This is a genomic window from Natronotalea proteinilytica (assembly GCF_055379935.1).
Genome location: NZ_AP043947.1, coordinates 747,110 through 773,297, shown reverse-complemented (window position 1 = coordinate 773,297; position 26,188 = coordinate 747,110). Strand labels below are relative to the sequence as shown.

Annotated in this window: 22 protein-coding genes; 10 read left to right on the top strand and 12 right to left on the bottom strand. The window is 57.9% G+C overall.

Translation table 11 applies throughout. The features are described 5' to 3' along the window. The first annotated feature begins 36 nt into the window (after window positions 1–36). From ACZ5AL_RS03340 to ACZ5AL_RS03310, 7 genes are all read left to right on the top strand, one after another. A complete protein-coding gene (locus ACZ5AL_RS03340) occupies window positions 37–2,034 on the top strand; it encodes a sensor histidine kinase (protein ID WP_464512168.1) in 1,998 nt (665 codons plus the stop codon). Continuing rightward, window positions 2,027–2,485: a response regulator gene (locus ACZ5AL_RS03335; protein WP_464512167.1), complete on the top strand. Its 459-nt coding sequence runs from the start codon at window positions 2,027–2,029 to the stop codon at window positions 2,483–2,485. The genes ACZ5AL_RS03340 and ACZ5AL_RS03335 overlap by 8 nt, the downstream gene beginning before the upstream one ends. Then, complete coding sequence (locus tag ACZ5AL_RS03330) at window positions 2,485–4,410, top strand: hybrid sensor histidine kinase/response regulator (protein WP_464512166.1); 1,926 nt, start codon at window positions 2,485–2,487, stop codon at window positions 4,408–4,410. Before ACZ5AL_RS03335 ends, ACZ5AL_RS03330 begins: the two co-directional genes overlap by 1 nt. Window positions 4,411–4,655: 245 nt before the next feature. Beyond that, entirely contained in the window at window positions 4,656–6,245 is a 1,590-nt protein-coding gene (locus ACZ5AL_RS03325; RefSeq protein ID WP_464513268.1) for a phytoene desaturase, read from the top strand. A gap of 154 nt (window positions 6,246–6,399) precedes the next feature. Beyond that, the gene (locus ACZ5AL_RS03320) at window positions 6,400–6,840 is read left to right on the top strand and encodes a helix-turn-helix domain-containing protein (protein ID WP_464512164.1); all 441 of its coding nucleotides are present in this window, start codon (window positions 6,400–6,402) and stop codon (window positions 6,838–6,840) included. 75 nt (window positions 6,841–6,915) lie between these two features. Continuing rightward, the gene (locus tag ACZ5AL_RS03315; protein WP_464512163.1) at window positions 6,916–7,575 is read left to right on the top strand and encodes a hypothetical protein; all 660 of its coding nucleotides are present in this window, start codon (window positions 6,916–6,918) and stop codon (window positions 7,573–7,575) included. Between the two features lie 58 nt (window positions 7,576–7,633). Further along, window positions 7,634–8,944 carry a sialidase family protein gene (locus tag ACZ5AL_RS03310; protein WP_464512162.1) on the top strand — a complete coding sequence of 437 codons (1,311 nt, stop codon included), beginning with the start codon at window positions 7,634–7,636 and terminating at the stop codon, window positions 8,942–8,944. A gap of 689 nt (window positions 8,945–9,633) precedes the next feature. Here ACZ5AL_RS03310 and ACZ5AL_RS03305 read toward each other — a convergent pair. The 3 genes from ACZ5AL_RS03305 to ACZ5AL_RS03295 are packed head-to-tail and all read right to left on the bottom strand — an operon-like array spanning window position 9,634 to window position 14,051. Beyond that, window positions 9,634–12,408, bottom strand: a complete 2,775-nt coding sequence (locus ACZ5AL_RS03305) for a carboxypeptidase-like regulatory domain-containing protein (RefSeq protein ID WP_464512160.1) — start codon at window positions 12,406–12,408, stop codon at window positions 9,634–9,636. A 43-nt stretch (window positions 12,409–12,451) separates the two neighbouring features. Next, window positions 12,452–13,462, bottom strand: a complete 1,011-nt coding sequence (locus tag ACZ5AL_RS03300) for a FecR domain-containing protein (RefSeq protein ID WP_464512159.1) — start codon at window positions 13,460–13,462, stop codon at window positions 12,452–12,454. Next, window positions 13,449–14,051: an RNA polymerase sigma factor gene (locus ACZ5AL_RS03295; protein WP_464512157.1), complete on the bottom strand. Its 603-nt coding sequence runs from the start codon at window positions 14,049–14,051 to the stop codon at window positions 13,449–13,451. The genes ACZ5AL_RS03300 and ACZ5AL_RS03295 overlap by 14 nt, the downstream gene beginning before the upstream one ends. 243 nt (window positions 14,052–14,294) lie before the next feature. On the opposite strand from ACZ5AL_RS03295, the gene ACZ5AL_RS03290 reads away from it, so the two are divergent. From ACZ5AL_RS03290 to ACZ5AL_RS03280, 3 genes are all read left to right on the top strand, one after another. Continuing rightward, window positions 14,295–16,154, top strand: a complete 1,860-nt coding sequence (locus tag ACZ5AL_RS03290; protein ID WP_464512156.1) for an alpha-amylase family glycosyl hydrolase — start codon at window positions 14,295–14,297, stop codon at window positions 16,152–16,154. 175 nt (window positions 16,155–16,329) lie between these two features. Then, window positions 16,330–17,382 carry a hypothetical protein gene (locus tag ACZ5AL_RS03285; RefSeq protein WP_464512155.1) on the top strand — a complete coding sequence of 351 codons (1,053 nt, stop codon included), beginning with the start codon at window positions 16,330–16,332 and terminating at the stop codon, window positions 17,380–17,382. Between the two features lie 20 nt (window positions 17,383–17,402). Beyond that, on the top strand, window positions 17,403–18,296 hold the full coding sequence (locus ACZ5AL_RS03280) for a dimethylarginine dimethylaminohydrolase family protein (RefSeq protein WP_464512153.1): 894 nt from the start codon (window positions 17,403–17,405) through the stop codon (window positions 18,294–18,296). 16 nt (window positions 18,297–18,312) lie between these two features. On the opposite strand, the gene ACZ5AL_RS03275 is transcribed toward ACZ5AL_RS03280, so the two are convergent. The 9 genes from ACZ5AL_RS03275 to ffh all read right to left on the bottom strand — a co-directional run bounded on the left by ACZ5AL_RS03275 (window position 18,313) and on the right by ffh (window position 26,177). After that, window positions 18,313–19,332, bottom strand: coding sequence for a DUF2157 domain-containing protein (locus ACZ5AL_RS03275; RefSeq protein ID WP_464512152.1), 1,020 nt, complete (start codon window positions 19,330–19,332; stop codon window positions 18,313–18,315). 100 nt (window positions 19,333–19,432) lie between these two features. Beyond that, on the bottom strand, window positions 19,433–20,656 hold the full coding sequence (gene tyrS, locus ACZ5AL_RS03270; RefSeq protein ID WP_464512151.1) for a tyrosine--tRNA ligase: 1,224 nt from the start codon (window positions 20,654–20,656) through the stop codon (window positions 19,433–19,435). A 55-nt stretch (window positions 20,657–20,711) separates the two neighbouring features. Next, a complete protein-coding gene (smpB, locus tag ACZ5AL_RS03265) occupies window positions 20,712–21,176 on the bottom strand; it encodes an SsrA-binding protein SmpB (protein WP_464512150.1) in 465 nt (154 codons plus the stop codon). A gap of 200 nt (window positions 21,177–21,376) precedes the next feature. Continuing rightward, on the bottom strand, window positions 21,377–22,198 hold the full coding sequence (locus tag ACZ5AL_RS03260; RefSeq protein WP_464512148.1) for an MqnA/MqnD/SBP family protein: 822 nt from the start codon (window positions 22,196–22,198) through the stop codon (window positions 21,377–21,379). 42 nt (window positions 22,199–22,240) lie between these two features. Continuing rightward, window positions 22,241–22,603: a 50S ribosomal protein L19 gene (gene rplS / locus ACZ5AL_RS03255; protein ID WP_464512147.1), complete on the bottom strand. Its 363-nt coding sequence runs from the start codon at window positions 22,601–22,603 to the stop codon at window positions 22,241–22,243. Window positions 22,604–22,698: 95 nt separating this feature from the next. Continuing rightward, window positions 22,699–23,400 carry a tRNA (guanosine(37)-N1)-methyltransferase TrmD gene (gene trmD / locus ACZ5AL_RS03250; RefSeq protein ID WP_464512145.1) on the bottom strand — a complete coding sequence of 234 codons (702 nt, stop codon included), beginning with the start codon at window positions 23,398–23,400 and terminating at the stop codon, window positions 22,699–22,701. A gap of 6 nt (window positions 23,401–23,406) precedes the next feature. Next, on the bottom strand, window positions 23,407–24,009 hold the full coding sequence (gene rimM, locus ACZ5AL_RS03245) for a ribosome maturation factor RimM (protein ID WP_464512144.1): 603 nt from the start codon (window positions 24,007–24,009) through the stop codon (window positions 23,407–23,409). Next, window positions 24,002–24,682 carry a 30S ribosomal protein S16 gene (rpsP, locus tag ACZ5AL_RS03240; RefSeq protein ID WP_464512143.1) on the bottom strand — a complete coding sequence of 227 codons (681 nt, stop codon included), beginning with the start codon at window positions 24,680–24,682 and terminating at the stop codon, window positions 24,002–24,004. Before rpsP ends, rimM begins: the two co-directional genes overlap by 8 nt. A 112-nt stretch (window positions 24,683–24,794) precedes the next feature. Then, a complete protein-coding gene (ffh, locus tag ACZ5AL_RS03235; protein WP_464512141.1) occupies window positions 24,795–26,177 on the bottom strand; it encodes a signal recognition particle protein in 1,383 nt (460 codons plus the stop codon). Window positions 26,178–26,188: the final 11 nt, after the last annotated feature.

Below are 26,188 nucleotides of genomic sequence, written 5' to 3'. Positions count from 1 at the left end.
TGCTCGTTTCCATTATAGATGCTGCTGTAACTTGTCATGGCTACCCTTTCGTCACTGTCCAACTGTGTGGCCGCAATGCCAGGGTCCATCGCCCTGGTTGATGCATCTGGTACTATTGTGGCCGAAAGCGACCGGTGGGCGCGCGAGCTGCGTGCATTTGCAGTGGAAGCGCCGGATACAGAATCGCTTTTTGAAATCATCGACGACCCCGAGGGGGCCTGGCATGAAGCGATAGAGCGTGCCCTTAGCGAGGCACGCACACTCACCGGACGGCGGCGGCCGATGACCTTTCCGGAATCGGGAATGCGATGGTTTGACTGGGAGATGCAACCTGTTACGCTCAACGAGGCCGAGCGTCCCACCCACGTCTTACTTCACCTAACCGATCGAACAAGCGAACACGAAACCGATCGCCTGCGCCAGCAAGTGGAGGCCCGCTTCGATACGCTGCTCGAAACGATCCAAGGCGGCGCCCTTCTTATGGACAGCGACGGCGTGTTTCGCGACTGCAACGACGCCGTCCCCCGTATTTTTGGGCGTCCCCGGTCCGAGATCATTGGATCTCACTTTAACGACGACAAGTGGCGCGGCCTACGTCCAGATGGCACACCGCTGGCCAACACCGAATTTCCGTTCTGGGTGGCGTGCTACGAGCGCACCCCTGTAACCGATGAAGTCATGGGCATCTATCCGCCCGATTCGCCGCCGCGCTGGATCCGCGTGAACGCCCGTCCGCTGTTCCAGCTCGACACCGAAGAGCCGTACGGCGTGTTCATCTGCTTTGAGGATATCACCAACGAGCAACTGAAAGACGAGGCCCTGCAAACCTCGCGCGATGTGCTGTCGAGTGTGCTCACCAGCTCGCTGGACGGCATCATCGTATACTCCGCCATCCGCGACAAGCGCGGCACCATTGTTGACTTTGAGTGCGTGCTTATCAACCCTCGCGCCGAAGAGTTGATGAGCGTATCGGCCAAGAAGATGACCGGTGCGCGCATGCTTAACGTATTGCCCGAACACGCCGATTACGGACTGTTTGATGAATATGTCCGGGTGATACGCACCGAGGAGCCGTACCAAGATGAACTGCGCCTCCCTAACTTAGACGGCACAAGCACCTGGTACCAGGTGATGGCCGTGAAGATTGAAGACGGCGTGGCGGTTACCTTTCGGGATGTGTCGGAGCGACGCGAGGCGGCCCAGGCTATGTCGGTGGCGAATAAAAAGCTTGAACAGCGTAACCGCGCGCTCCGCGACTTTGCGTACATTGCCTCACACGACCTACAAGAGCCGCTCCGCAAAATAAGCGCGTTTTCGAGCCTTATGCTCGAAGATTACGGGGATGCTGTGGATGACACCGGCCAGCACTACCTGGAGCGCATGGAAGACGCCGCGCGCCGCATGTCGCAGCTTATCTCCGACTTGCTTGTTTATTCGCGCATCACCACGCGGGCTCGCCCTTTTGAGCCGGTAAATCTTAACGAGTTGGTGCAGAACGTGCTCAACGACTTGAGCATGCAAATTGATGATGTGAACGGCACGGTGGATGTGGACGATCTGCCTACCCTCGAGGCCGATGCTACGCAAATGCGACAGTTGCTGCAAAACCTGATTGGCAACGCCCTCAAGTTTCACCGCTCTGATGTGCCCCCCCACGTAGAAGTGCGCGCCCACACCTTTGATGATGCAGACGCTTCGGCGGTGCCCACGTCGATGCAAGACACCGAAGGCCCGTTGTGCCGCCTCGACGTTAGCGACAACGGCATTGGCTTTGAAGACAAGTACGTAGACCGTATCTTTACCCCGTTTCAACGACTGCACGGACGCAGTGACTACGACGGCACCGGTATGGGATTGGCCATTTGTCGCCGCATTGTAGAACGGCACAACGGCAGCATCGGCGTAACCAGTGTGCCCGAAGAAGGCACCACCTTCACCGTATGGCTGCCCATTCGTCATACCTCTTCCAACGACGCGCCTACGGCGCCTACCCAGCATGACCAACCAACGACAGAGACGATCCTGGATGAGTGACGAAAGCATTCGCATCCTCCTTGCCGAAGACGACCCTGATGACCGCTTACTAACCCGACAAGCCCTAAAACGAAGTCGGCTTGCCAACACCATCTCTATGGTCGAAGATGGCGAGGAACTGATGCAATACTTGCGGCATGAAGGGCCGTATAGTGATCCCGAAGAGGCCCCCCGGCCTGGCCTCATTTTGCTTGACCTGAATATGCCTCGCATGGACGGGCGAGAAGCGCTTAAGCTAATCAAGTCTGACCCCAGCCTGCGGCGCATTCCCATTATCGTGCTGACCACCTCAGAAGCAGAGCAGGATATTTTGCAAAGCTACGATCTGGGGGTGAACGCCTTTGTCACAAAACCCGTAACCTTTGACGGACTGGCCGATGCGATCCAAACGCTTGGTGACTTCTGGTTCGAAATCGTGAAGCTTCCTCCGCAGCATGAAGAGATGGAATGATGGCTACCACTGAAGTGCTCGACATCCTACTTGTAGAGGATGACGAGGACGACTATATCATTACCAAGGCGTTGCTCTCAAAAGCGCAGAGCATCGACTGTAACCTGGATTGGACCACCAGCTATCAGGAGGGGCTGCAGGCCATTCTTTCAGGCACCTACGACGCGTGCCTGGTTGATTATCGACTCGGTACGCATACCGGTCTCGACCTACTCAATGCTGTCAATGAGCGCGGGGGGCGCACCCCCATCATTCTGCTCACCGGCCAAGGCGACCTCGAAATTGACCTCACGGCTATGGCCGCCGGAGCGGCCGACTATCTCTCCAAAGAGCAAATCGATGCTCCGCTGTTAGAGCGTACCATCCGTTACGCCGTTGAGCGCGCCCAGGCCGACCAGCGCATCCGCGAGCAAGCCGCCTTGCTCGACAAAGCGCGCGATGCGATTATTGCCTACGACATGGATGGCACCGTCGTGTACTGGAATAAAAGCGCAGAACGCCTCACCGGCTGGACCGCCGATGAAATGCTTGGCGAAAAGGCGCGCCACCATCTCTATACAGACAGCCAGCGCGAAAAACTCAAAGAGGAATGCTTCTCCACCATCTACGAGGAGGGCGAATGGACGGGTGAACTACGCCAGCAAACCAAAGAGGGCGACGAACTGGTCGTTGAAAGCCGCTGGACGCTGGTGCGAGATAACACCAACTCCCCGTCTTCCGTACTGGTTATCAACACCGATATTACCGAACGCAAGGAGCTAGAGCGGCAGTTCTTGCGCTCGCAACGCATGGAAAGCATTGGCCGACTCGTAGGCGGTATTGCACATGATCTAGGGAACCTGCTTGTACCTATCTTGCTGGGCGTTAAAGTGCTGCAACAACGCTTCGACGACGAGCAGGCCAAGCGCACCCTCTCCATGATTCAAAAAAGCGCTGAGCGGGGCTCCGACATGGTCGAGCAGGTGCTGGCGTTTGCACGGGGCGTGGAAGGCGAACGCGTGGCTCTAGACCCCACGGCTGTGATCGACGAAGTAGAGAACATCATCCAAGAAACCTTCCCCGACCACGTAACGGTCAACACGGAGGTGGGCGATCTAAACACCATTGTGGGCGATGCCACCCAGATCCAACAAGTGCTCATGAACCTGAGCGTCAATGCCCGCGACGCCATGCCCGACGGCGGCACGCTTTCGATTGAAGCCGAAAATGTCGAATTGTCGGAAACGGACGCCCGCCGCAACATCGACGCCAAGCCGGGGCCGTATGTCTGCATCACAGTAGCAGATACGGGAACGGGGATCCCTGAGGACGACCTCGACAAAATCTTTGAGCCGTTCTTTTCAACAAAGCCCGAAGGAGAAGGCACCGGCTTAGGGCTCTCCAGTGCGTACAGCATCGTGAAAAGTCACGATGGCTTTATCGACGTACGCAGCGATAAAGGAGAGGGCACCACCTTTCGGGTCTACCTGCCCGTTGCGCTGTCCGGAAATGAAACCGAGAACAACGACACGCCCTCCTCGGAGACGCATGGACAAGGCGAAGTTATTCTGGTTGTAGATGATGAAGAGTTTATCCGAGACACCGCGCAGCAAACGCTTGAAAGCGCAGGCTATCGTGCCATCGTAGCCGCTGATGGCCAGGAGGCCCTTTCTATGGTTGAGGATTATCATGAGGCGCTGGATGCTGTAATCACCGACTTGCGCATGCCCAACATGGATGGCCATGCCCTCATCCGTGCGCTCAACGAATCGTACCCAGCACTGCCCATTATTGCTGCAAGTGGCGTAGCCGACGGGCAAACCGATGCGGCTATGGAGGCGGGGGCCCGCCAGTTTTTACCCAAACCCTTTACCGCTGAAAAATTGTATACGGCCTTGCATGAAGTGCTGAACACAACCGAAAGCGGTGTAGACGACGCTGCGTGACCCCGCACGCAGAATACACATCTCTGTCTCTCACCGTCTGAGAACCTGGTATGTTGATTTCTTATTGGGGGCTGTGAGCGAGCGTCGCCAGACCAATCCTCAAACAGGTTTTGAGTTGTTGCAAGTTTTGGACGCCTCCCCCCGAACCGGCCAAAACGGTGGCTCGTTGATTTATCTGGCCTGTGCCCTGCTGCACAGCTCGCGTTTATGCTCCTTTCGATTGCTTCCCCCCGCTCATGTCCTGGATGAACCGCCTCGTGCATCGCGACGATGCCTCACTCAACACCTCCACTCAGCCCGTATCCCCTGGCCCAGACGCTCCGCACGCCATCGTTATCGGCGCCGGCCTGGGCGGACTCGCTTCGGCCATTCGGCTGAGCGTGCGGGGCTACCGCGTCACGCTTCTGGATCGCCTCGACCAGCCCGGCGGACGCGCCCGCGTCTTCAAGCAAGATGGCTTCACCTTCGACGCCGGTCCTACTGTAGTTACCGCACCCTTCCTGTTTGAGGAACTGTGGTCGCTCTGTGGGAAATCGCTCGAAGACGACGTGGAGCTGGTGCCCGTCGACCCGTTCTACCGCATCCGCTTTCACGACGGCACGCACTTCGACTACTCGGGCGACTCCGACGTTATGGAGCGCGAGATCCGTAAGTTCAACCCGTCAGATGTCGAGGGCTACCGGCGCTTCCTCGAAAAGAGCGAAGAGATCTTCGAGATCGGCTTTGAGGAACTGGGACACGTGCCGTTTCACAACTTGAGCGATATGCTCAAGATCGTGCCCGCGATGATGAAGCTGGAAAGCCATCGTACCGTCTACAGCCTCGTCTCCAAGTACGTCAAGCACCCGAAAGTCCGCAAGGTACTCTCCTTCCATCCGCTGCTGGTAGGCGGCAATCCGTTCAGCACCACCTCCATCTACACGCTCATCGCGTTTCTGGAGCGCAAGTGGGGGGTGTGGTATGCCATGGGCGGCACCGGCTCGCTCGTGAGCGGCCTGTCGAACCTGATCAGCGAGCTCGATGGCACCACGCAGCGCTACAGCACCGATGTGGAGCAGATTCTGGTCGACGGCGGACGCGCCAGCGGCGTGCGACTCACTGACGGCGAGGTCATCGATGCCGACATCGTGGTGTCGAATGCCGATGTGGGGTACACCTATCGCCACATGATCCACCCGTCGGATCGCAAAACGTGGACCGACGAGCGCGTGGAGAACATGAAGTACTCCATGAGCCTCTTTGTCTGGTACTTCGGCACGGATCGGACGTACGAAGACATCGAGCACCACACCATTCTGATGGGCGAGCGCTACAAGAGCCTGCTCGACGACATCTTCAACAAGCAGGAGCTGGCCGATGACTTCAGCCTCTACCTGCACCGTCCCACCAAAACCGACCCGTCGATGGCGCCCGAAGGGCACGACGCCTTCTACGTGCTGAGTCCGGTACCGCATCTCGATAGCGGTGTAGACTGGCGCGTGCAGGCCGAGCCGTACCGTCAGTCGGTCGAAGACTACCTGGCCGAAACGGTCATGCCCGACCTGGGCGAGCACCTCGTGACTTCCCGCATGCTTACGCCGCGCGAGTTCCAGATGGAGTACAAGAGCCTGAAGGGTGCCGCCTTTAGCGTAGAACCGGTGCTGCAGCAGAGCGCCTGGTTCCGTCCGCACAACGAGAGCGAAGATATCGACCACCTGTACTTTGCAGGCGCCGGTACGCATCCCGGAGCCGGCATGCCCGGCGTGCTCTCCACCGCCCGCGTCCTCGACAGCATCGTGCCCGATCCCCACGCGCTGCGCCCTGTCCATCCGAAGAAAACGTCGATGACGGCGTAGCAAGAGCAAAAAACTACCGACAAGATCTTTTCCCGTACCGCCGCGGCGTTGCTGCGGCGGTACAGGTCCGTGGATGACGCTCACTTCCCCCGAAGAATGTTACGCATCAGTAAAAGACGTTAGGTTTAAGAGAACGATTGTGTGTACATGACACATGATTCCCAAAAGAAATGCGCGTCGGTATGCCCCCTCCCTCGAATCCATCCAAGAACAGTGCAAGGCATACAAGAAGACCCTTCCCTCCTCGGACTCTGCATGGCCTCCAGACGTGCGTACGTTCTACGACGAAATTCAGCACTGTCTGTTTGATTCGGACTTACGTGTCGGTGAAGTGCGACGAGCCTGTGGTATTGGAGGTCACAACATCTCGTGTCGTTTCAAACATCACGTTGGAATGAGTCCGGAGGCGTACATCCTGCACCATCGCATTGCACTTGCAAAACGTTTGCTGGTGGAGTATAACAACGTGGCCATCTCGCACATCGGATACAGCATAGGATACAGCAGCGCGAGTGCGTTAACGAAAGCGTTCAAGCGCCGTGTAGACATGACGCCTGCTCAATTCAGAAAGAAGTCAAGAGAGTTGGAAAGATAAAAGGACGTGTATCTATCACAAACGTTCATAATCATGGAGAGTGAATGCACTGCTAACAGCACATAACCGAACGCGATGATTACGTCTACAACACGCAACTTGAGTGTATTGCTCATCCTCCTCGTTATCTGTGCCGGATGTGATTCCGCAAATGTTGACTCAGCAATGGAAGATGAGGAGACGATTAATGGTAAACCCGGTGAGGTGAAAGTTGGAGATGAGGCGATGCAGAGTTTCATTCGAGACCTTGAACGATTTGAGACAGGAGAGCCCAATGGGGCCATCACCATCAATAATACGGACGGAGAAAATCTCACTCCTGAAGAACTTCTCACTTTACTGAGGTCTCGCGATACGACCGAACACGAACACAATGAAACTGATGTGGAGCCTCTATTTGGAACAGGACAAATACGAGGTGTATCCAGCATTGTTGTCGGTGATGAGCCACCTTCATATCGCATTGTAGGGTTTACGGCTCTCGGCTGGGTCCTTCCGGATGACCCGAATACCTATAATCAAATGAGCAATAGAAAGAGAGTTACTGTAGGAGCATTTAATGGCACCAGTACAGGAACTTGCAGATCCTGGGAAATCACACAGTGCTCCACGTCTTTCACCTATCATCTTTCTGGCGAACAAGTGAGTTGTAATCTCAGGAGTACGCACAGTGCCTTTTTCAGATGGGGATCCGGAAGTAATACTGCCTTTTCTGCTGCGTACGGGCAGTGTTAGCGCGACATGTAGCAAAAATTATTGTTCTTCACGCACTCCTATCCATCACATGTATTCCGTGAAGTGGTCAACGCTGTTCGCATTGGTTCTGGCTCACATCACTGTTCTACAGGTCTGTGCTCAAGAGCGCAACTGCTCCTGTCTGCTGAATTGGTCAGAGCCCGAAGAGCTTCCAGATCAAGATAGTAGGCCGATTCATAACTTTGCGGCAGCCAGCAATGCTGAAGAGTTAATCCTTGCCGGAAATACGGTACCGCTCCCGTGGTTTGTAAATGAACCGCACTACGTTGAACGTGCTCCGTACTTTTCACAGGCGTCTGCCGCGGGATTCACTTCGCTGTATGAAGGTCCAATGGCACCACCTCCTGGAAGAGATACACTCACCTACTCGTTTCCGCAGGTTGCCCTGAGCGACAGTGGAACGCTGCACATGGTGTGGATGGAACCTGACCCTGAAGCTCTCGAAAAGGCTATTGAAGAGAGTCAAGAGGGGGTTCATGCCCGTCCTGGTGAGTATGACGGGATCTATTACGCTCAGCGTGCCGACGCAGGCTGGTCACAACCTCGCCTTATATTTGAGGGGACCGTTGAAATGATCGCGCAGAAACCGCCTGCCTTTTTTGTGGACGAGCACGAGGTGCTTCATCTCCAGTTTGACAACATGCTTTCGCGGAAGGAGACGGATGTCACGTATCTACGCTACGATGGTGAAAGCTGGGTCGATCGATCTCCCGTTGTTGAACATGCGGTCTACTCTACTCTTAAACGCGATGGAGACGACCGTCTCTATCTGGTGTATACTGCGCCTGTAATGGATGGGCCCCAAGGTCGGCTGTTTATCAAGTGGTCAGATGACGAAGGCAAAACGTGGTCAGAATCGCAGGCCATCCACGCTGACCAAGTTGATAATGCTAATCGACCACGACTTCATATTGATGTGTCTTCGGGTACATTACACTTGCTCTGGGGCCAACAGATGGGACGCAGTGTCTTTCGAGCCCATGTGTTTCATTCTACATCCTCGGATGGAGGCCGAACTTGGACCGAGCCTGCCCAAGTGGGAGCGTCTGAAGAGGGTGGGTTTCGTCATTTACGCACAGCACTGGACCCATGCGGTGGATTACATGCAGCATACCACACAATGAACCATGATGAAAAGCGCGGCATGGTCCATTACACCCAATGGCAAGACGGCACGTGGTCCGATCCAGAGGAGTGGATGCCTGACATGCATCATTATCTCCCCGCGCTTCATGTTGGGCCTACGGGCGCATTGCACTTGTTCTTGAGCGTTCGGGAAACGCACGATTGGACCACGCCCCCAACGCCTTTCCACACTATGCGTAAGCCCTGCCTCAACGAAGAGTAGCGGTGCCTTCTATCCCGTCCAGCATGAGCGGACTGAGCGAGACACCCCTATCTTGCTGAGGCAAACAGCCCTCCGTTCCTCTATAATCGCTCTTCTCTCTACGTCTGGCAAAGATGCAAACTTAGTTGAAACGTTGGGAGAAGAAGCTCTCCCCAGTGATCTCATTCTTGGTCAGGGAGTGCGTTCTTTAGCGCTTCCTGAAGTTTCGGTAAGTGCTCGTAGCCGGTGAACCGTCGCATGCGCGTTTAGCAATGGACTACAGATCGCCGGAGACGCAAGCGGTCCCCGGCTACGGGTTTGCTTACGTCGTTCCGCTCTGTAGCCCGGGATCAGAAGCAAAGCGAATATCCCGGGCGGATCGTCAGTTGCAGAATCATTACGGTATCTGGATATGCCTAAACGTAAACAGAAGACAACGAGGCGCAATCGGAGTAGGAAATACTCAAGAGAAGGAGCCAAGCCACGACAACCTCAAAAGCGCCCTACGGTGAAAGTCACGCCGCGCCCCCGACTTCTTCTACAGCAAAAAAGGCTAGGCTAAGTCATCATCGGAATAGACGGCCTTCTGCTGATTTAGTAACGACTTGCCCTCCCTTCACCTCGTCCACCCGGCAGCGTGCCCAACTCGATGCCCAGTACGAGTGGGCTGAGTGTGTAGATAACGAGCGTGATCAGCCCCCTCTCCCCCCTCAGAGCCGCACTTGCAGGGCGATCGAAGGAAAGCGGCCGGGTAGATGGTAGGGGTCGCGGATCCAGTTGTCGTTTTCGTCCTGGATGAGTCGCCATTCGGCCACGTTGGCACGCCCGGTCGCGTTGTGCAGATCAATGCGGGCCTGCAGCATGGCATTGCGTACGGAGCGCGTGTATGCGATGCTGAGGTCAAGCTGGTAGAGCGGAGGAAGGCGGTGCGCATCCGGCTGACTTAGGTCAAATGCGCCCTGGGTAGGGGCATCAGCGGAGGCACCGAAGTAGTCGTAGTAGGCCTGCCGAAACCCCCAGGTGCGTCCCCACACGCCGTGCCCGCGCAGGCTGGCGGTCAGGTGCGTGTTGAGGTGCCAGTCGAGGCCGGCCTCTACGCGATGCGGCTCGCGGTCGGGGGCCGAGGTCCAGCGCCCATCGAAGCGGACGTTGCTCTGTGTCATGGCCTGGGCATGCGTGTATCGAAGTTGCGTCTGCAACTGGCTGCTGCGCCATTCGGCGGCCACGGTACCCCCATAGCGATAACCCTGCGCTGGAGCCAGAAAGTCGTGTTGCTGGCTCACCCGCTCAGCCGTAGATTCATCACCGGGTGTTGCGTAGCGCACCGCAAGGTCATGCATCTGAAGCGCTCCGTATCCCTCGGCTCGAAACGTCCAGCGGTCGTGCGGACGGATGACCCACTCTTGCGTGAGGTGCGCCGTTTTTGGGGGACGCACGGTGGCATCCAATGGCAACCAGATGCGGGTGGACGATTGCAGGGCACCGGTGTTCAGCACGCTGGCATCGGTCTGATACGTAAATTGGCGATGCAGGGCCAGCGCTGTTTGCATCGACCAGGGGCGTTCGGATGGGGCAAGGTGGAGCGTCAGGCGGGGCTCGGCATACACGGTGCCAGACTGCGGACGATACGTAAGCCGCGTGCCTCCTGTTAGGTCGAGTGTTGCAGTGGGCGACCAGGTGGTGCTGGCAAACACCGTCGCCTGCACCGATTCGTTGCGGTGAGCTACCCGTTGGGGCGCATCACTGGCTCCGAAGGATATGCTTACAAAGTTTGGAATGTCAGTGGAGGTTGGTCTGGAGAAGCGGAGGCCATAGAGTCCAAATTCACTTTGCATCCACTCCGCCTCGGCGCCCAGCTGCAGATGAAAGTTGCCGCGGGCGTGCTCCACATCCGCTTCGAGGGCGGCGGTGTGTACGCTGTTGCCATCGCTAAGGCCAACCTGTGTAAAGCCGCGGTCGATCGTAGAGTCGGCGGCCAGCACATCGTACTGGTGGCGTAGCACATACCGGCTGGCTCGGGCCTGTGTGGTGAGGAGGGTCCGGTTGCCCACAACGGCGTGGTAGCTTGCCTGCCCCAGCGTGTTCGTCCACGTATACGCGTCGTTGAGTGTAATCAGCGGCGGATCCGGAGCTGAATCTGGCCCCAATGCATCGTGCTGGCCAGAGAGTCCGCGCTGCCCGTGGTACCCCGATACGTGCAGGGTGCGCAGGGGCGAAAGGTGCAGCCGGGCCGAGGTGTGTATATCGGTAAGTTGCTGGTCGGGGCGGATAGCACTATCATCGCGCAGCGGCACCTCTACCGACGATACCGTGCGGAACGGAAACAGGTCGGGGGTGCTCCACGACTGCAGGCGCTGGTCCAGGGCCGAAGGAGCATGCACATCCCAGAGCCCTACGCGGGCGGTCGTCATGGCCGTGAGCGTGCGGTCTTCTCCAAACGTGTGGGTGCCGTGGACAGTGGCTTTCAGGCTGAGCGGATCGGCCTGCGCTTCCACCCCACGCTCATCGGGCTGGCGGTGGGTGGCCTCGATCACCCCAGCGGTGGCGCCCCCATGCTGGGCGTCAAATCCGGGCTGACGTACCGTGATGCGATCAATAGCGAGCGGGTTGAAGGGGCCGATGTATCCAAACGTTGTGCTGCGTGGCAGATGCACGGGAACGCCATCCAGGCGGAGCAGCGTGCTGCCGGGGGCGCCTCCTTGCACGTGTAAGTCGGAGGTGACGTTGTTCACCCGAACCCCGCTCAGGGCATCAAGCGCCAGAAAGGCATCCGGTTCGGCAGCAGCGTATCCGATGGGCGGGTCTTCGGCATCCACGTGCGTTGCCGACGGGTCGGACTCTGATGAGTGGGTGGCGGGACGCTGCAAGCCTTCCACAATCAGCGGCGTGATGCGCGTGGGTTCGTGCTCCAACTCGGCTGCCACCCGCGTCCGCTCCTCCGACGCAACCTGCACAGTATCTCGGTATGTGCCGTATCCCACATGACTGATGTACACCGTGTACGTACCGGGAAGCAGATCGCTCAGGGCAAAGTGTCCACTCCGGTTGGTTGCCGTTCCACGCCCCAGTTCGGGCACCCAGACATGCGCCTGCACCAGCGGGACATCCGCTTTTTTATCGGATACGGTGCCTACCAGATGTCCATAAGCCACTTCGTGTTCAGGCACTTCGGTTAGCACGTACGTCCCGGACGCCAGTCGGTGATACGTCAGTCCGCTGCCATCGAGCAGGCAAGCCAGCGCCGATTCGACAGGCGCGTCCTCCTCCACACAGTACACGTCGTGCCCATCCACCAGGTCGGGGGTGTACGAGAGGGCTATGCCTGTAGCCGTGGCAAACCGCTCTAGCGCTTCATCCAGCGGGACGCCCTGCATGGATACCGTATGGGTATCGGCGGGGGCCTGAGCGGCAACAGGCTGTAACGCGCCCATAAGCAGTGCCACAGCAGCACATCCAATAAAAAACCGAGGAAGCAACCAATCCACAACGAGGCGGGGGCTGGCCGGGAAGAACGGGGCGGGCGCGGTGTTATGGGTGGATACGGTACCCCTGCGCGGTGCGGTGATACTGCAGGTCGAGCGTGTGGCAGATGTCGTCAATAACCGAACCGGGCGATTCTGGATCAGGATTCAGGTACGTGAGGGTGCGTTCGCCGAGAGTGGGGTCTTCGATTTCGACCTCAACACCAAACCGGTGGTACAGTGCCTGTGCCACCGATGCAAGCGACTGATCGACAAACGCCAATCCGCCCGATCGCCAGGCCGTAACCTGGTCGATTTCAGCCGATACGGCGTGCGTGCTATCGCCGTGTGTTACGGTCGTTTCGCCGGGCGAAAGGGCGTGTGCCACCGCGGATTCGCCAAGCGATTGCACCTCTACCTGTCCGGTTTGCAGCGACACTCTGGTTTCGTTGTCCATCGCTTCGGGCCACGCGCGGACGTTGAAGGTCGTGCCCTGGACGCGAATTTGGGCATTGTGTGTGTTTACGCGAAACGGGCGGTCGTTCGTGGCAACATCGAAAAAGGCTTCGCCAAGCAATGTGGCGCGGCGTTCGCGGTGGAACCAGGAGTCGGTGTAGTGCAACGATGAACCGCCGCTCATTTCAACGGTGGTGCCATCGCTCAGGGTAACCTGTTCGGGCGGGCCCGGCGGCACCTCGACGGTTGTGGTCCAGGGGCGCATCAGCAGCACCGCAATGGCCAGGGTAGCCACCACGGCCAGGCCCGCTGCAGTATATCTTCTCCATCCGGGCGTGCGAGAGACGGCGGGGCGACGAGGCGGTCTCTGGTTTCGCGAGGCATGCGCAGGGGCCTGCGGGGTGTCGTCGGGAAGCGCCGCCATGACCCGATCTGCAAACCCCTCGCGAAACGATGAGGGACCTTGCTCAGCCACAGCGTCGGCTACGGCCTGGTGCTCAGCCATAGACGTGCGCGCTTGGGGCGACTCCGACAGCCACTCGTCGAGCGCCTCGCGGTCTTCGTCGGGCAGGTCGGTATCGAGCGACCGGATCAAAAGATCGTGTTGCTTATCGGTAGGCATGGGTATCCACGTGCGGAGCCAAAAGGGTTTGAAGCTGTTTGCGGGCACGGTGCAGCCGTGAAAGAACGGTACCGTCCGGTACATCAAGGATCTCAGCCGTTTCGCGGGTCGAGTACCCCTGAATCAGCCGGAGCACAACCACCGAGCGATGCTTGGGGGAGAGCGTTTGCAAGGCCTCCTCGGTTATCTCTTTCAAGCTAAATGTTTGCATAGAGGCCCTGCTATCGGGGTCAGGCAGCGGCGTGTGCTCTTCTTGATCCCGAGAGACCCTCTGCTGGGTGCGGCGTTTCTGCTTCTTGAGCGCGTTCAAGGCGGTGTTTACGGCAATCCGGTTCAGGTAAGGCGCCACGCCCCCGTCGCCCCGGTACTGGTCCAGTTTTTTGTAGAACGTGATGAACACGCGTTGGCCTACATCGTCGGCTTCAGGGCCCGCGCCCAGCATACCCGTTACCGTAGCCGCCACCATGTCTTCGTAGCGCTCCACAAGGGAACGAAACGCTTCCTGATCGCCTTCACGGGCACGATCTACAAGCGCCTGCTCAGCCGCCATCTCGTCTGTAAGAGAATCATCGGAGGCATCAGCAGGCATATTCTACAAGCAAAAACCGGTGGGGGAAGCATGCATCGGGCGTACATTTGTGTTAAAGACAACAACGATGCACACAGCATTCCATCCGAGAGCCCTCATCTTCGGAGATTCCCGTGATGTTTTCGTGAAACAGGCGATCTCTTGGGATTGCGGGCTTTGGCTGGGATTCCGTCTGCACCTCTGCTCCCATTTTCCTATATTCGGATGTCCCCATTGTCTTTTCCCTGATGCGCTCTCAAGATCATGATTCGTTTGCTGTCTCGCACATTGGGCTGTGCGTTGCTTGTGCTTTTTGGATGGATCCACATGGCCTCTGCACAGACCGTGGATGCCGTGGAGCCTGAAAACTGGTGGGTCGGCATGGAATGGAATGAGGTGCAACTGATGGTGTATGGCGACGACCTAAGCGAAGTATCCGCCACGGTGCCTGAATCGGGCGTAGAGGTGACCGAGGTCAAAACGCTTCCTAACGATAGCTATGCCTTCGTTACCATTCGCATTGCCGACGACGCTCTCGCCCAGACGTACACGCTTACGCTTCAGCATGCCAATACCGAGGTGACCGTGGACTATCCGGTGAAGGAGCGTGCCGATACGGAGGGGCGCCACCAGGGCTTTGATGCTGACGATGTGGTGTATCTCATTACGCCCGACCGCTTCGCCGACAGCGAGTCGGTCCCCTACGAGACCGACGACACACTCGACGAGTATGATCCCGATGACGTCGGGATGCGCCACGGTGGCGACCTGCCGGGGCTGATCGAGCGGCTCGACTACCTGGAGGATCTGGGCGTAACGACGCTCTGGCTCAACCCGGTTCTCGAAAACCGGGGCATCGACAGCTACCACGGCTACAAGGCCACCGATCTGTATCGCATTGACCCGCGCTTTGGCACGAACGATGACTACCGCACGCTGGTCAGCGAAGCGCATGCACGTGATATGAAGGTGATTTACGACCATGTGAGCAATCACATTGGGCTGCGCCACCCGTGGATGGATAATCTGCCCCGCGACAGTTGGGTGCATGGCAGCGAGGATGACCATGTCTTGGATGCGCACTACATGATGTCAATCAGCGACCCCTACGCGGATCCACAAACCGAGGAGCTGTTGCGCACCTTCTGGTTTGTCGAAACCATGCCCGACCTCGACCAGCGCGATCCGCTCGTAGCCACGTATCTCATTCAGAACTCCATCTGGTGGATCGAAACGACCGGCCTCGACGGCATCCGTGAGGACACCTATCCCTATGCCTATCAGGAGTTTTTGGCCGACTGGGCCGAGGCCATCAAGACAGAATATCCGAACTTCAGCCTTGTGGGCGAGATCTGGAATAACAATCCGGCGTTTCTGGCGCAATTTCAAACAGGAAGCCCGCTTCAAACCGACTTCGAGACTAACATGTCGTCGGTCATGGACTTTGCCCTCTCTGAAGCCATGCGCGACTATTTGGCTGGTACCGGTGGGTTGGGCGAAATCTACGAAGTGATCGCCCAGGACTTCGTTTACGACGATCCCACGCGCCTCATGACGTTCATCGACAACCACGATATGACGCGGGGCATTTTCGAGGCCGAGGGCGATACGCAAAAGGTAAAGCAGATGCTTACGCTCTTGCTCACCACGCGCGGGATTCCTCAACTGCTGTACGGCACCGAAATCAACATGGTGGGCGGCGAAAGCCATGTCGAGCTGCGCGAACCGTTTCCCGGCGGCTTCCCCTGGCACACACGCGATGCCTTTACTGAGGAAGGCCGCACCGACGAAGAGCAGGCCGTCTTTCAGTTTCTGCGCGACCTGCTGCATCTGCGCCAGGACACCCCTGCGCTGCGCCGTGGCGAGCTGACTCACTACCAGCCGACCTATTTTGTGGATGTGTACCGTTATCTGCGCACCCACAACGACGAGACCGTACTCGTGCTCATCAACGGTCACGACGAAGCGCATCAGGCCCCACTGGACGACATGTTTGACGATCCCGAATCGCTTCGCCTCACCGATATGATGACAGACGAAGAGGTGCCTGTTGTAGAGGGCGAGGACGGTCCGGCTGTAGACCTGGAGGCTCGGGGTGCGTATGTGCTGGAGGTGCAGCCCTAAGTGACTGCCCGGGATATCCGCTCCGCTCCTGATCCCGGGCTACAGAACGGCGCGATGCGAGTCAAATACATAGCCGGAGACCGCTTGCGTCCCCGCCGCTGCCTTCAACCTGTAACACTGTCTCCTGTCGTTTCGTGATAGAAGCGGCGTTTTTGCTCACCATGCCCCCCCTGTTATGTTGCGTTTACGTTCGCTTGTTGGCGGCCTCCTTATCCTGGGCTTGCTCACCGCTTGCACCCCCGACCCGCCCGACGTTCCAGCCGACACCTGGTCGATGCTGGGCACCTTCCCTGAATCCACCCAGAGCATATCACAGGTGGATCTGCAACAACTCAAAACGGAAGCGGGAATTTCCTTTTTTGGAGCCCGTGGCATCCAGCTTACGCTGCTGGATAGCGACATGACGTTCGACCCGCTCACTCGCGAGCAGCGCGCCGAACTGAACGCCTTCATCGAGGCGTCGGGCTTTGACCCGGATACCGATCTTAACGCCGTGCTCATTGGCGCCACCCCACTGCTGGATGATACCGATCCGGAGGCGCTTGAACGTCCGCTGGCCGTGTTCAGCGCCACCTTTACGCGCGATGCCCTGGCCGAAGCGCTCCTTGATGCCTCCGACCTCATCCGGCCTGTTGACGAAGCGACCCACCGCTTTGCATTCGACCGAGCCGAGGATGCCGACCTCGAAGACTCGTCGACCCACATCGCTCTGCTGGATGATAACCGCATTGCTGTCGGGCACGCGAACGACATCGACGCGCTGCTTGCACGCCATACCGAAGGCCGCGATGGGCTATCCGTTGATGCCACCACACGCGGACTCATTGGCTATGCGGCGCAAGGCGGTTCGGCGTGGTCGGTCCTGCTCGATATGCCGCGCGAAATCGAGCAGACCGTTGATGAGATTGACGACGCCGACGATGCCGAAGAATGGCAGCGCCGCCTAGCACGCGTGGCCCAAGTTACTGACCAAGGGGGGCTTTCATTTACACTCGATCAGCAAAACGTGCAGAGTCGTCTCACACTCGTCGCACACGACAATGCGCGGGATGTACGTCGTCTGTTGAACGGCGTTCTCTCTGGAGCGCAATCCCAAGATCGTTGGACCGAGGATCAGCAAGCAATGCTTGAGAATATAGAGATACGCGACGAAGGTGCTTTCGTGCACATCGACATGAGCACCACCCAGCGCTTTCTTGCTGAACTTGCGCTCAACGCATCCTCCTAACGCTTAATCTGGCTGTCCCCATGGTGTATACAACCCTTAACGCTGCAGTCCCCTCACCTACCGAAGCCCCCTCGCTTCCTCGCCCTACCCGAGCCATACTTACCACGCCTGCCCATTTCGATGTGGAGTATGTCATCAACCCTCATATGGAGGCGAACGTGGGGTCGGTGAACCGCGAGGTGGCCTGGCAGCAATGGAAGGCCATACGGGCGGCATACACCGCACTCGACATGGATGTGCACGTGGTAGAGGGCGCCCCAGGACTGCCCGATATGGTGTTCTGTGCCAACCAAACCCTGCCGTACTGCACGTCCGGATCACACGACACAGGCGTCGTGCTCAGTCGCATGCATGCCCCCGAGCGCCGCGACGAGGTGCCGCACTACCGTACGTTCTTCAGTGAACTTGGATACCAGGTGCACACCCTTCCCGAGTCCGCCTCGGGCTCGTTTGAGGGGATGGGCGATGCCATCTGGCACCCCGATCATGCCGCGCTATGGGGCGGATACGGCTTTCGCACCGACCTGAGTGTGTATGAGGCCCTGCACGAACTGCTGGATGTACCCGTCTATGCGCTTGGTCTGCACGATCCTGACTTCTACCATCTGGATACCTGCCTGAGTGTACTGGATCCACACACGGCGCTGTACTACCCGGGCGCCTTCACGGAGGAAGGTCGTGAACTACTGCGCCACGGATTCGAAACGCTCATCGAAGCCCCCGAAGACGAAGCCCGCGACCTGTTTGCCTGCAATGCCCATTGTCCGGATGCGCACCATGTCCTCATTCAGGAGGGCTGCACCACCACCGAGGCGCGTCTGCATGAAGCAGGCTTTGTATCCGTTCCGCTCGACACCAGCGAATTTCTGAAGGCAGGCGGCTCCGTCTTCTGCATGAAAGTCATGGCCTGGTAGTGCCGTGCCAATCCTGTCAAAAGGGAAGCGTATCCTGAATGCGTCGGTGGATTGTTTTCTCATTGCGTTGCCACCATACCCCCAACGCAATGATGCCAAGCCCGATAAACGTAAGCACAAACGGGAACCAGATGCTATCGCGGAAGATGTCGCGCGCTAGGTAAAAGAGGTAGCCTGCAAGTCCCAGTGCGCCTACAATCGTAAAGATGCGGCGCCGCACCATCACGCCAATGCCCATAAGCACAACGCAGATACCCGCGTACCAAATCGAGGGCCAGGTGCTCACAATGGCTATGGTCGTTAGGCTCCCCCATACCGAAAGGGTGCCCAGCGTGTAGGGCCAGAACGCAAAGTCATGCGTGTATCGTTGCCTATCAATCCATATGGCACCTCCAATGAGAATGGCACCGGCCCCCAGCGCAACGGTACGGTACAGCACATCGGGGGGCGGTTCTGTCGTTGTGAGGTACGGAGTTGTGTTCATCATCATGTACCAGGCTACAACGACGAGCGGCATCAGCAGGAAAGGGAGCCGGTAGCGGACCAACAGCGCGCTCCCAAGGAGCAGCGTTACCACCTGCAGCACGAGCCCCCGCCCATCAAATCCGGTAAGCCAGGCCCGATAGGTCTCATCGTCGGGCCACAGCCCCAACTCCAGCTGAATGCCATAGACGGCCATAGGGGCCAGTACCACCACGAACGCCGCTGTAAGTCCAGCAGGAATGCGCAGCGCGTTTTGATAGAGCCGTTCTGTGATGGCCATCCCTCCGGCGGCATAGAGCACCGCGATTCCAAACACCGCCCATCCACCAAACTGCTCCCATCCCAACGTCATGAACACCGTCATAGCCCCGATGGCAATCAGACCGCCCATGTAATAGAGCAGGTGGGCCCCTTCAAATTGGGCTGTGCCTGCATCGACAGACGATGAAACGGGGCCGTTCTTTTCTGCAAATGCCTGCAGTTCCTGCGCCTGGGCATCGCTGATGATGCCTTGGCGTGCTGCCTCGGTAAGCCAGTCGTAAGAGCGATCCATAAACAGTTACTTGTGCGTAGACCAATGCAAAACAGCCCAACGTCCTGTAGTGGGTCGTTGGGCTGCTCAACGCATAAATCTGTATGGAGATGCACGCTTACTACGCATCGGGCGCTTCGATGCGCGCGTACCGACGCTTGCCGACCTGCAGCACAAACGGCAGATCGTTCTGCATATCTACCGAGTGGCGCCAGTTGTCCACCGTTTCGTCGTCGATGGTCACGGCTCCCTGCTTAATCAGACGGCGCGCTTCGCTGTTTGACTCGGTGAGTCCGGCATTAGTCATTAGGTTCAGCAGGCCCATTTCGCCGTTGGCCGACTCCGCCGTAAAGACGGGAATGTCGTCGGGGGTGTCGCCCTGCACCACGGTTTTCTCGAAGTGATCGCGGGCCGCCTCGGCAGCCTCTTTGTCGTGGTACATGCGCACGATGGTGTACGCAAGGTCGTGCTTGGCATCACGCGGATTTTCTTCAGCGTGGGCCTTCACGTTCGGCAAGTCATCGAGCGGCGTATCCGTAACGAGCTCGGTGTAGCGGTAGATCAACTCATCAGGCACCGACATCACCTTGCCGTACATCGCTTCGGGGGCTTCGGTGATACCAATGGCATTGTCGAGCGATTTCGACATTTTCTCGTGGCCATCGGTGCCTTCAAGCAGGGGCACCATCAGGCAGACCTGCGGATCCTGGTCCTGTGCCTGCTGGATGTGCCGCCCTACCAGCAGATTGAAGCGCTGATCGGTACCTCCCAGCTCCACATCCGACTGTATTTCGACCGAGTCCTGGGCCTGGGCCAGCGGATACAGAAACTCGTGCACGCTGATGGGCTTGCCCGCTTCGTAGCGCGTCTTGAAATCGTCGCGCTCCAGCATGCGCGCGACTGTAAACTGCGCCGAGAGCTCAATCACCTCGCTGAACGACATCTCGTCGAGCCACTCTGAGTTGTAGCGGATCTCGGTGCGCTCCGGGTCCAGCACCTTCGCGGCTTGCTCGAAGTACGACTGACCGTGTTCACGCGTCTCTTCGAGCGTGAGCGCTGGGCGCGTCTTCGAACGGCCTGAGGGGTCGCCAATCATTCCGGTAAAGTCACCCACGATAAGCACCGCCTGGTGGCCCAGATCCTGAAACTGGCGCAGCTTCCGCAGGACCACAGTGTGCCCCAGGTGCAGGTCGGGACGACTGGGGTCGCATCCCAACTTGACTCGCAAGGGCGTGTCGGTGGTGCGTGAGTGCTCTAGCTTCTTGCGCAGTTCGTCTTCGGGTACCAGATCGGCTACACCACGCATGAGCACAGCTAGCTGATCATCTACAGGGGGAAAAGGCATGGTGGAAACAGATCAAACGAAGGGGGATGAACAACAGGGGGCCACAAACAGACGGCTATCGGTTAAAGTCGTGCTTGACGTCGCGCAGCTTGCGCTGGGTCTCGCGCTTCTTCACGGTCTGACGCTTGTCGCGCACATCTTTGCCTTTTGTCAGACCAATTTTAACTTTGATCCAGCCGTCACGCACGTACATTTCCAAAGGGACAATGGTGTAGCCTTTTTTCGAAGAGGCACCGGCCCACTTCTCAAGCTGCCCTTGCTTCAACAACAGCTTTCGAGAACGCCTCGGCTCGTGGTTGAAGTGGCTGGCTTGCTTGTACGGTTTGATGTATGCGTTGTGCATGAGCAACTCGCCCTTGTTATCGAACGAGCAGTAGGTGCCATCAAGACTGGCTTTACCGTCTTTAGCAGACTTCACTTCGGATCCCGCAAGCACAATGCCGGCTTCGAGCGTGTCTTCAATAAAGTACTCGTAGCGCGCTTTCTTATTGCGCTCAATCGTTTTGACACCGCTGCTCATATAGACAAAGGGGAAAGCGAAAAAAGGAAGGCGCGCGGAGGTAGAGTGTGCACCCAACGTAGCCAGGGTACGCTTGACGGTCTGTTCTCGTGCCGCTGTTGAATCAGCTTGGCCTGTGCATCAGCCAAACGATCGCGACAACCCGGCCCGAGCAGAGAAAGGAAGTACTACAGGGAATTTCGTCCAGCGTTAGACCAGAGCTACGATTCGGCAGCCTCTTCGGACTCTGATTCACTATCCGGGTCTTCCGACACGAACGGCATGTCGGGGATTTCGTCGGTCACGTTGTAATAGAACAAATACGTGCGTAGATCGGTGAGGCTGGCCCGCTCCAGGCGTCCGATACCGGTACGCAAATCATCTTCGTAGAAGGTGTGCAACGCGTCGGAGGGCAGATGAGCCTGTATCCAGTCGGCGCGGTGCTCGGTGGCTGCCTTTCCGATTTCCATGAACTGCTCAACCAGTGCAGTGGTTGGGCGTCCGCGTTTCATCACGAACACGCCCCACACCATCGGATAGTTGGTGAGTTCGTACCACTCTCGGCCGAGATCCATCGCGAAGGCGGATCCAGCATCGTAATGGGCACCGGCTTCACCAACGAGCAGCGCAGCGTCGGCGGAGTGCGCTTGCAGTTCGGCGGGGTCTTCGGTGTCTACCGCCACGAACGACGGATCCGCGCCGTAGTGCTCGTGCAAAATTACACGGGCGGTGAAGCGCTCCTGAACAGCGGTGCGGGGGTAGGCTACGGTTTCCGGAAAGTCGTGCAGCCCCTGATCCCACAAAAGCCGTGCAAACGGATATTGCCATGCCGACACCCCCACTCCGGGCAGCGCATCGAAGCCATCGGCAGCTTGCAGCGCCATGTATGTGGGTACGAGCGCAATGTCTACCTCATCTTGCAACACCTGCGCCGTGCACTGGGCAGGTGCATGATGCTCTACCGCAAACGCGTTTGTCTTCGCGATTTCTGTAGTTAGCACATCAGCAGGAGGGCGGTCCCACAGCGCAACGCGTAGCGACATAACTCAGCAACGTATCAGGCAAAAGCCAATGATGGCAAGGCGTTATCCTTCGCCGTTGGTACGCCGCTCACGAATACGAGCCGACTTCCCGGAACGTTCGCGCAGGTAGTTCAAGCGGGACCGGCGCACGCGTCCGCGACGTTTTACATCAATTTGGGCGATGCGTGGGGAGTGCAGTGGAAAGACACGCTCCACCCCAATGCCGCCCGAGATCTTACGGACGCAAAAGGTGGTGCTGGGGCCACTGCCTCGTTTCTTGAGCACAACGCCCTCATACTTTTGGATGCGCTCTTTATCGCCTTCCACGACGCGCAGGTGCACCGTGACCGTGTCGCCCGCTCCAAACTCGGGCCGGTCGTCTTTCAGTTGCGTCGCTTCGATTACGTCGATCAGATTGGTTGCCATGGTTTTGGTGTATTAAAAGGTTCAACATCAAATGGAATGCAGCCCTGCTTCTACGATGGATACATGCTTTAGCAGTACGGGCTGTAGTACAACGGTTACGCGGAAGGCGATTCGTTGTCGCAGTCGTCTAATAAGTCAGGACGCCGATTGCGTGTCTTTTCAAGTCGCTTAGCATCGCGCCATTCGTCAATACGCTGATGGTTGCCGGAGCGAAGCACTGTGGGCACCTCGTGTCCGCGGAACGAGGCGGGTCGTGTATAGGCGGGCGCATCGAGTAGGCCGTCTTGGAACGAGTCGGTGAGTGCCGACGACGCGTCGCCCAGCACACCGGGTAGCAGTCGTACCACCGCATCCGCCAGAACAAGCGCGGGCAGTTCGCCGCCTGACAACACGTAGTCACCAATCGAAATTTCGTGGGTCACAAAATGATCGCGCACGCGCTGATCGATGCCTTTGTAGTGTCCAGCAACAAGCACCAGGTGATCGGCCATCGCAAATCGGTTGACACGCGGCTGGCGAAGTCGTTCGCCATCGGGGGTGAGGTACACCACCGCATCGGCCTCGCCCTCCGCCTGACACGCTTCGATACAGCGGACCAGCGGCTCGGGTTTGAGCACCATGCCGGCCCCGCCACCAAACGGATAGTCGTCAATCTGGCGGTGTTTGTCGGTCGCATAGTCGCGCACATCGTGCACGTCAATGCGAACGTGGCCGGCCTCCTGTGCGCGTTTTACGATGCTGTGCTGCAGCGGCTCCCGAACCAGGTCGGGAATGGCAGCGATGATGTCTATGTGCATAGCAGGTTACGCAGCAGGCGGTGCAGGAGCATCCGACTCGTTTGCATCGAGCAATCCCTCAATGGGTTGCACATACAGGCGTTCGGCCTCGTCGTCGATGTGCGGGACCAGGTCTTCCACAAACGGGACCAGCGCCTCGTGGCCCGATTCAGTCTGGATGACCAGGGCATCGGGACCTGGAAGCGGCATGATGGCGGTAAGGGTGCCCAACGGTGCCTCGGTATCGGCATCGTACACGGCCCATCCAATCAGGTCGTGCATGTGGTACATCCCTTCCGGAATGTGGAGCGCAGACTCGGGCACGTACACCTGGGTTCGGCGCAGCGCCTCGGCAGCGGTGCGGTCCGTCGTTGATGCGACGGTAAGCAGCACGGTAGTGCCCCGCTTGTGTGGCTGAAACCGTACCTGTGTGACCGTGTGGGCGGTAGCGTGGTCAGCATCACGCCCGATATAGACCGTCTCGAAGGTACTGAAACGCTCCGGATCGTCTGTTTCGGGAATGACTTTGACGGTGCCATCAAGCCCATGCGGCTTGCCTACGCGTCCAACTTGCACAAGCGTACCCGGTGGGGGCGATGCAGGACCGGTATCAGCCGCAGAGTTAGGCATCGCCTTTTGCTTTTTGCTCATCGGCGGCTTCATCATCAGCGCTCTCGTCTTGGGCATCATCGGATGCCTCGGCAGATGCGTCCGCTTCAGCAGCGTCTGCCTCGTCCGCGCTGGTCTCTTCTGCCTGTGCTTCTTCCGCTTTTGCTTCTTCCGCTTTTGCTTCTTCGGCCTCAGCCGCTTCTTGGGCAGCCTTCTCTTCTTCGGCTTTTTTCTTGGCTGCTTCGGCTTCTGCTTTGCGGCGCTCTTCTTCCTTACGACGCTTCTCTTCGAGCTCGGCAGCACGCTTACGCTCCTCTTCGAGCGCTTGCTGGCGACGCATTTCTGCGGTCATTTTCACATCTTGCCCCTTCTCTTCCAGGCGCTCAATGTGTTCATCCACGGCCTCGGCAATCTGCTCGGGCGACTTGCCTTGCTTCTTGAGGTGATGATGCAGCATCACACCAAGCTTGCTAAGGATGCTGCGCACCGTATCGCTGGGTTGTGCGCCGTTGTCCAACCAGTAGAGCACACGCTCCTCGTCAACTTTGACGGTAGCGGGTTGCTCCAATGGGTAGTAGCGGCCCAAGTCCTCAATGTACCGCCCGTCTCGCGCGTTGCGCGAATCGGTTGCGACAATGGAGAACACCGGAATCTTTTTGCGCCCTAACCGACGCATGCGAAGTTTAACTGACACAGGTATGTTGGGTGGTTGGTCGTAAAAGAATAACGTATCAATGCAAGTTGCTGTGCAAAGCGGGAGTACAGCACCCGCCTGCTCAGGTACGGGGGTGTTGGGGAAGGCGGCGTTATCCGTGGAACTTGCCGCCTCCACTTCCGCCTCCAAAACGGCTCATAAGTTTCTGCATGTTCATCGACCGGCCTTTGCCGGTGAGCTTCGACATGCTCTTCATCATCTTCTTCATGTCGCGGAACTGTTTGATCAACTGGTTCACATCGCGGACATCCATGCCGCTGCCACGGGCAATACGGCGCCGGCGCGTGCCGTTTAGAATTTGCGGGTTGGAGCGTTCCTCGGGGGTCATCGACAAAATCATGGCCTCGATGTGTTTGAACGCATCCTCGTCTACATCGAGGTCTTTCATCTGAGATCCCACACCGGGAATCATTCCAATAAGGTCTTTGATCGACCCCATGTTTTGAATGCGCTGCAGCTGGTCGTAAAAGTCTTGCAGATCGAAGTCTTCCGACTTGATCTTTTTCTTCAGCTTTTGCGCTTGCTCTTCGTCGTACTCTTCTTGTGCACGCTCCACAAACGAAACCACGTCGCCCATGCCCAGAATACGCTGGGCCATGCGGTCGGGATAGAATTCAGTGAGCGCGTCCAGCTTTTCACCGGTCGAAGCAAACTTAATGGGCTTTTCGACCACGGTACGAATCGAAAGGGCCGCGCCCCCACGTGTGTCGCCATCAAGCTTGGTGAGCACCACGCCGTCAAAGTCGAGTTGCTCGTTGAACTCTTTGGCTGTGTTGACGGCATCCTGCCCGGTCATGCTATCGACCACAAACAGAATTTCATTGGGATCAACAGCCCCTTTGATGTTAGAGACCTCCTCCATCATAGCCTCATCCACATGCATGCGGCCTGCTGTGTCGATAATTACGACATCGCGGGCCTTTTCACGGGCATGGGCAACGGCTTCATCCGCCACGCGCACGGCGTCTTGCACAATGGTGCCGTTCTCTTCAACCGAATACACCGGCACATTGACCTGGTCGGCCAGCGTGCGCAGCTGGTCTACGGCTGCCGGACGGTACACGTCGGCGGCGGCAAGCAGCGGGGCATGGCCTTTCGAGCGCAGATGCCGGGCAAGTTTGGCTACAAACGTGGTCTTGCCCGAGCCTTGCAGACCGGCAATCAGTATCACCGTGGGAGGGTGGTCGGCCATTTCAATGCCAACATGCTCACCACCAAGCACACGCGTGAGTTCATCGTACACGATTTTGGTAAGCTGCTCGCCGGGGGTTACCGACTGCAGCACCTCTTCACCGGTGGCTTTCTCTTTCACCCGGTTGGTGATGTCGCGCGCCACCTTGTAGTTTACGTCGGCATTGAGCAATGCACGACGGATCTCGCGCATGGTCTCTGCCACGTTCAACTCGTTAATGCGCCCTTGTCCGGTTACGGACTTCAAGGCGCTGTCTAGCTTATCGGAAAGACTCTCAAACATAAGGGAGGCGC

What these genes read in the sequence shown, in the direction of transcription:
- ACZ5AL_RS03340 (WP_464512168.1), top strand. Translation starts at nt 37, where the DNA reads ATGGCTACCCTTTCGTCACTGTCCAACTGTGTGGCCGCAATGCCAGGG.
- ACZ5AL_RS03335 (WP_464512167.1), top strand. Translation starts at nt 2,027, where the DNA reads ATGAGTGACGAAAGCATTCGCATCCTCCTTGCCGAAGACGACCCTGAT.
- ACZ5AL_RS03330 (WP_464512166.1), top strand. Translation starts at nt 2,485, where the DNA reads ATGGCTACCACTGAAGTGCTCGACATCCTACTTGTAGAGGATGACGAG.
- ACZ5AL_RS03325 (WP_464513268.1), top strand. Translation starts at nt 4,656, where the DNA reads ATGAACCGCCTCGTGCATCGCGACGATGCCTCACTCAACACCTCCACT.
- ACZ5AL_RS03320 (WP_464512164.1), top strand. Translation starts at nt 6,400, where the DNA reads ATGATTCCCAAAAGAAATGCGCGTCGGTATGCCCCCTCCCTCGAATCC.
- ACZ5AL_RS03315 (WP_464512163.1), top strand. Translation starts at nt 6,916, where the DNA reads ATGATTACGTCTACAACACGCAACTTGAGTGTATTGCTCATCCTCCTC.
- ACZ5AL_RS03300 (WP_464512159.1), bottom strand. Translation starts at nt 13,462, where the DNA reads ATGCCTACCGATAAGCAACACGATCTTTTGATCCGGTCGCTCGATACC.
- ACZ5AL_RS03295 (WP_464512157.1), bottom strand. Translation starts at nt 14,051, where the DNA reads ATGCCTGCTGATGCCTCCGATGATTCTCTTACAGACGAGATGGCGGCT.
- ACZ5AL_RS03290 (WP_464512156.1), top strand. Translation starts at nt 14,295, where the DNA reads ATGATTCGTTTGCTGTCTCGCACATTGGGCTGTGCGTTGCTTGTGCTT.
- ACZ5AL_RS03285 (WP_464512155.1), top strand. Translation starts at nt 16,330, where the DNA reads ATGTTGCGTTTACGTTCGCTTGTTGGCGGCCTCCTTATCCTGGGCTTG.
- ACZ5AL_RS03280 (WP_464512153.1), top strand. Translation starts at nt 17,403, where the DNA reads ATGGTGTATACAACCCTTAACGCTGCAGTCCCCTCACCTACCGAAGCC.
- ACZ5AL_RS03275 (WP_464512152.1), bottom strand. Translation starts at nt 19,332, where the DNA reads ATGGATCGCTCTTACGACTGGCTTACCGAGGCAGCACGCCAAGGCATC.
- tyrS (WP_464512151.1), bottom strand. Translation starts at nt 20,656, where the DNA reads ATGCCTTTTCCCCCTGTAGATGATCAGCTAGCTGTGCTCATGCGTGGT.
- smpB (WP_464512150.1), bottom strand. Translation starts at nt 21,176, where the DNA reads ATGAGCAGCGGTGTCAAAACGATTGAGCGCAATAAGAAAGCGCGCTAC.
- ACZ5AL_RS03260 (WP_464512148.1), bottom strand. Translation starts at nt 22,198, where the DNA reads ATGTCGCTACGCGTTGCGCTGTGGGACCGCCCTCCTGCTGATGTGCTA.
- rplS (WP_464512147.1), bottom strand. Translation starts at nt 22,603, where the DNA reads ATGGCAACCAATCTGATCGACGTAATCGAAGCGACGCAACTGAAAGAC.
- trmD (WP_464512145.1), bottom strand. Translation starts at nt 23,400, where the DNA reads ATGCACATAGACATCATCGCTGCCATTCCCGACCTGGTTCGGGAGCCG.
- rimM (WP_464512144.1), bottom strand. Translation starts at nt 24,009, where the DNA reads ATGCCTAACTCTGCGGCTGATACCGGTCCTGCATCGCCCCCACCGGGT.
- ffh (WP_464512141.1), bottom strand. Translation starts at nt 26,177, where the DNA reads ATGTTTGAGAGTCTTTCCGATAAGCTAGACAGCGCCTTGAAGTCCGTA.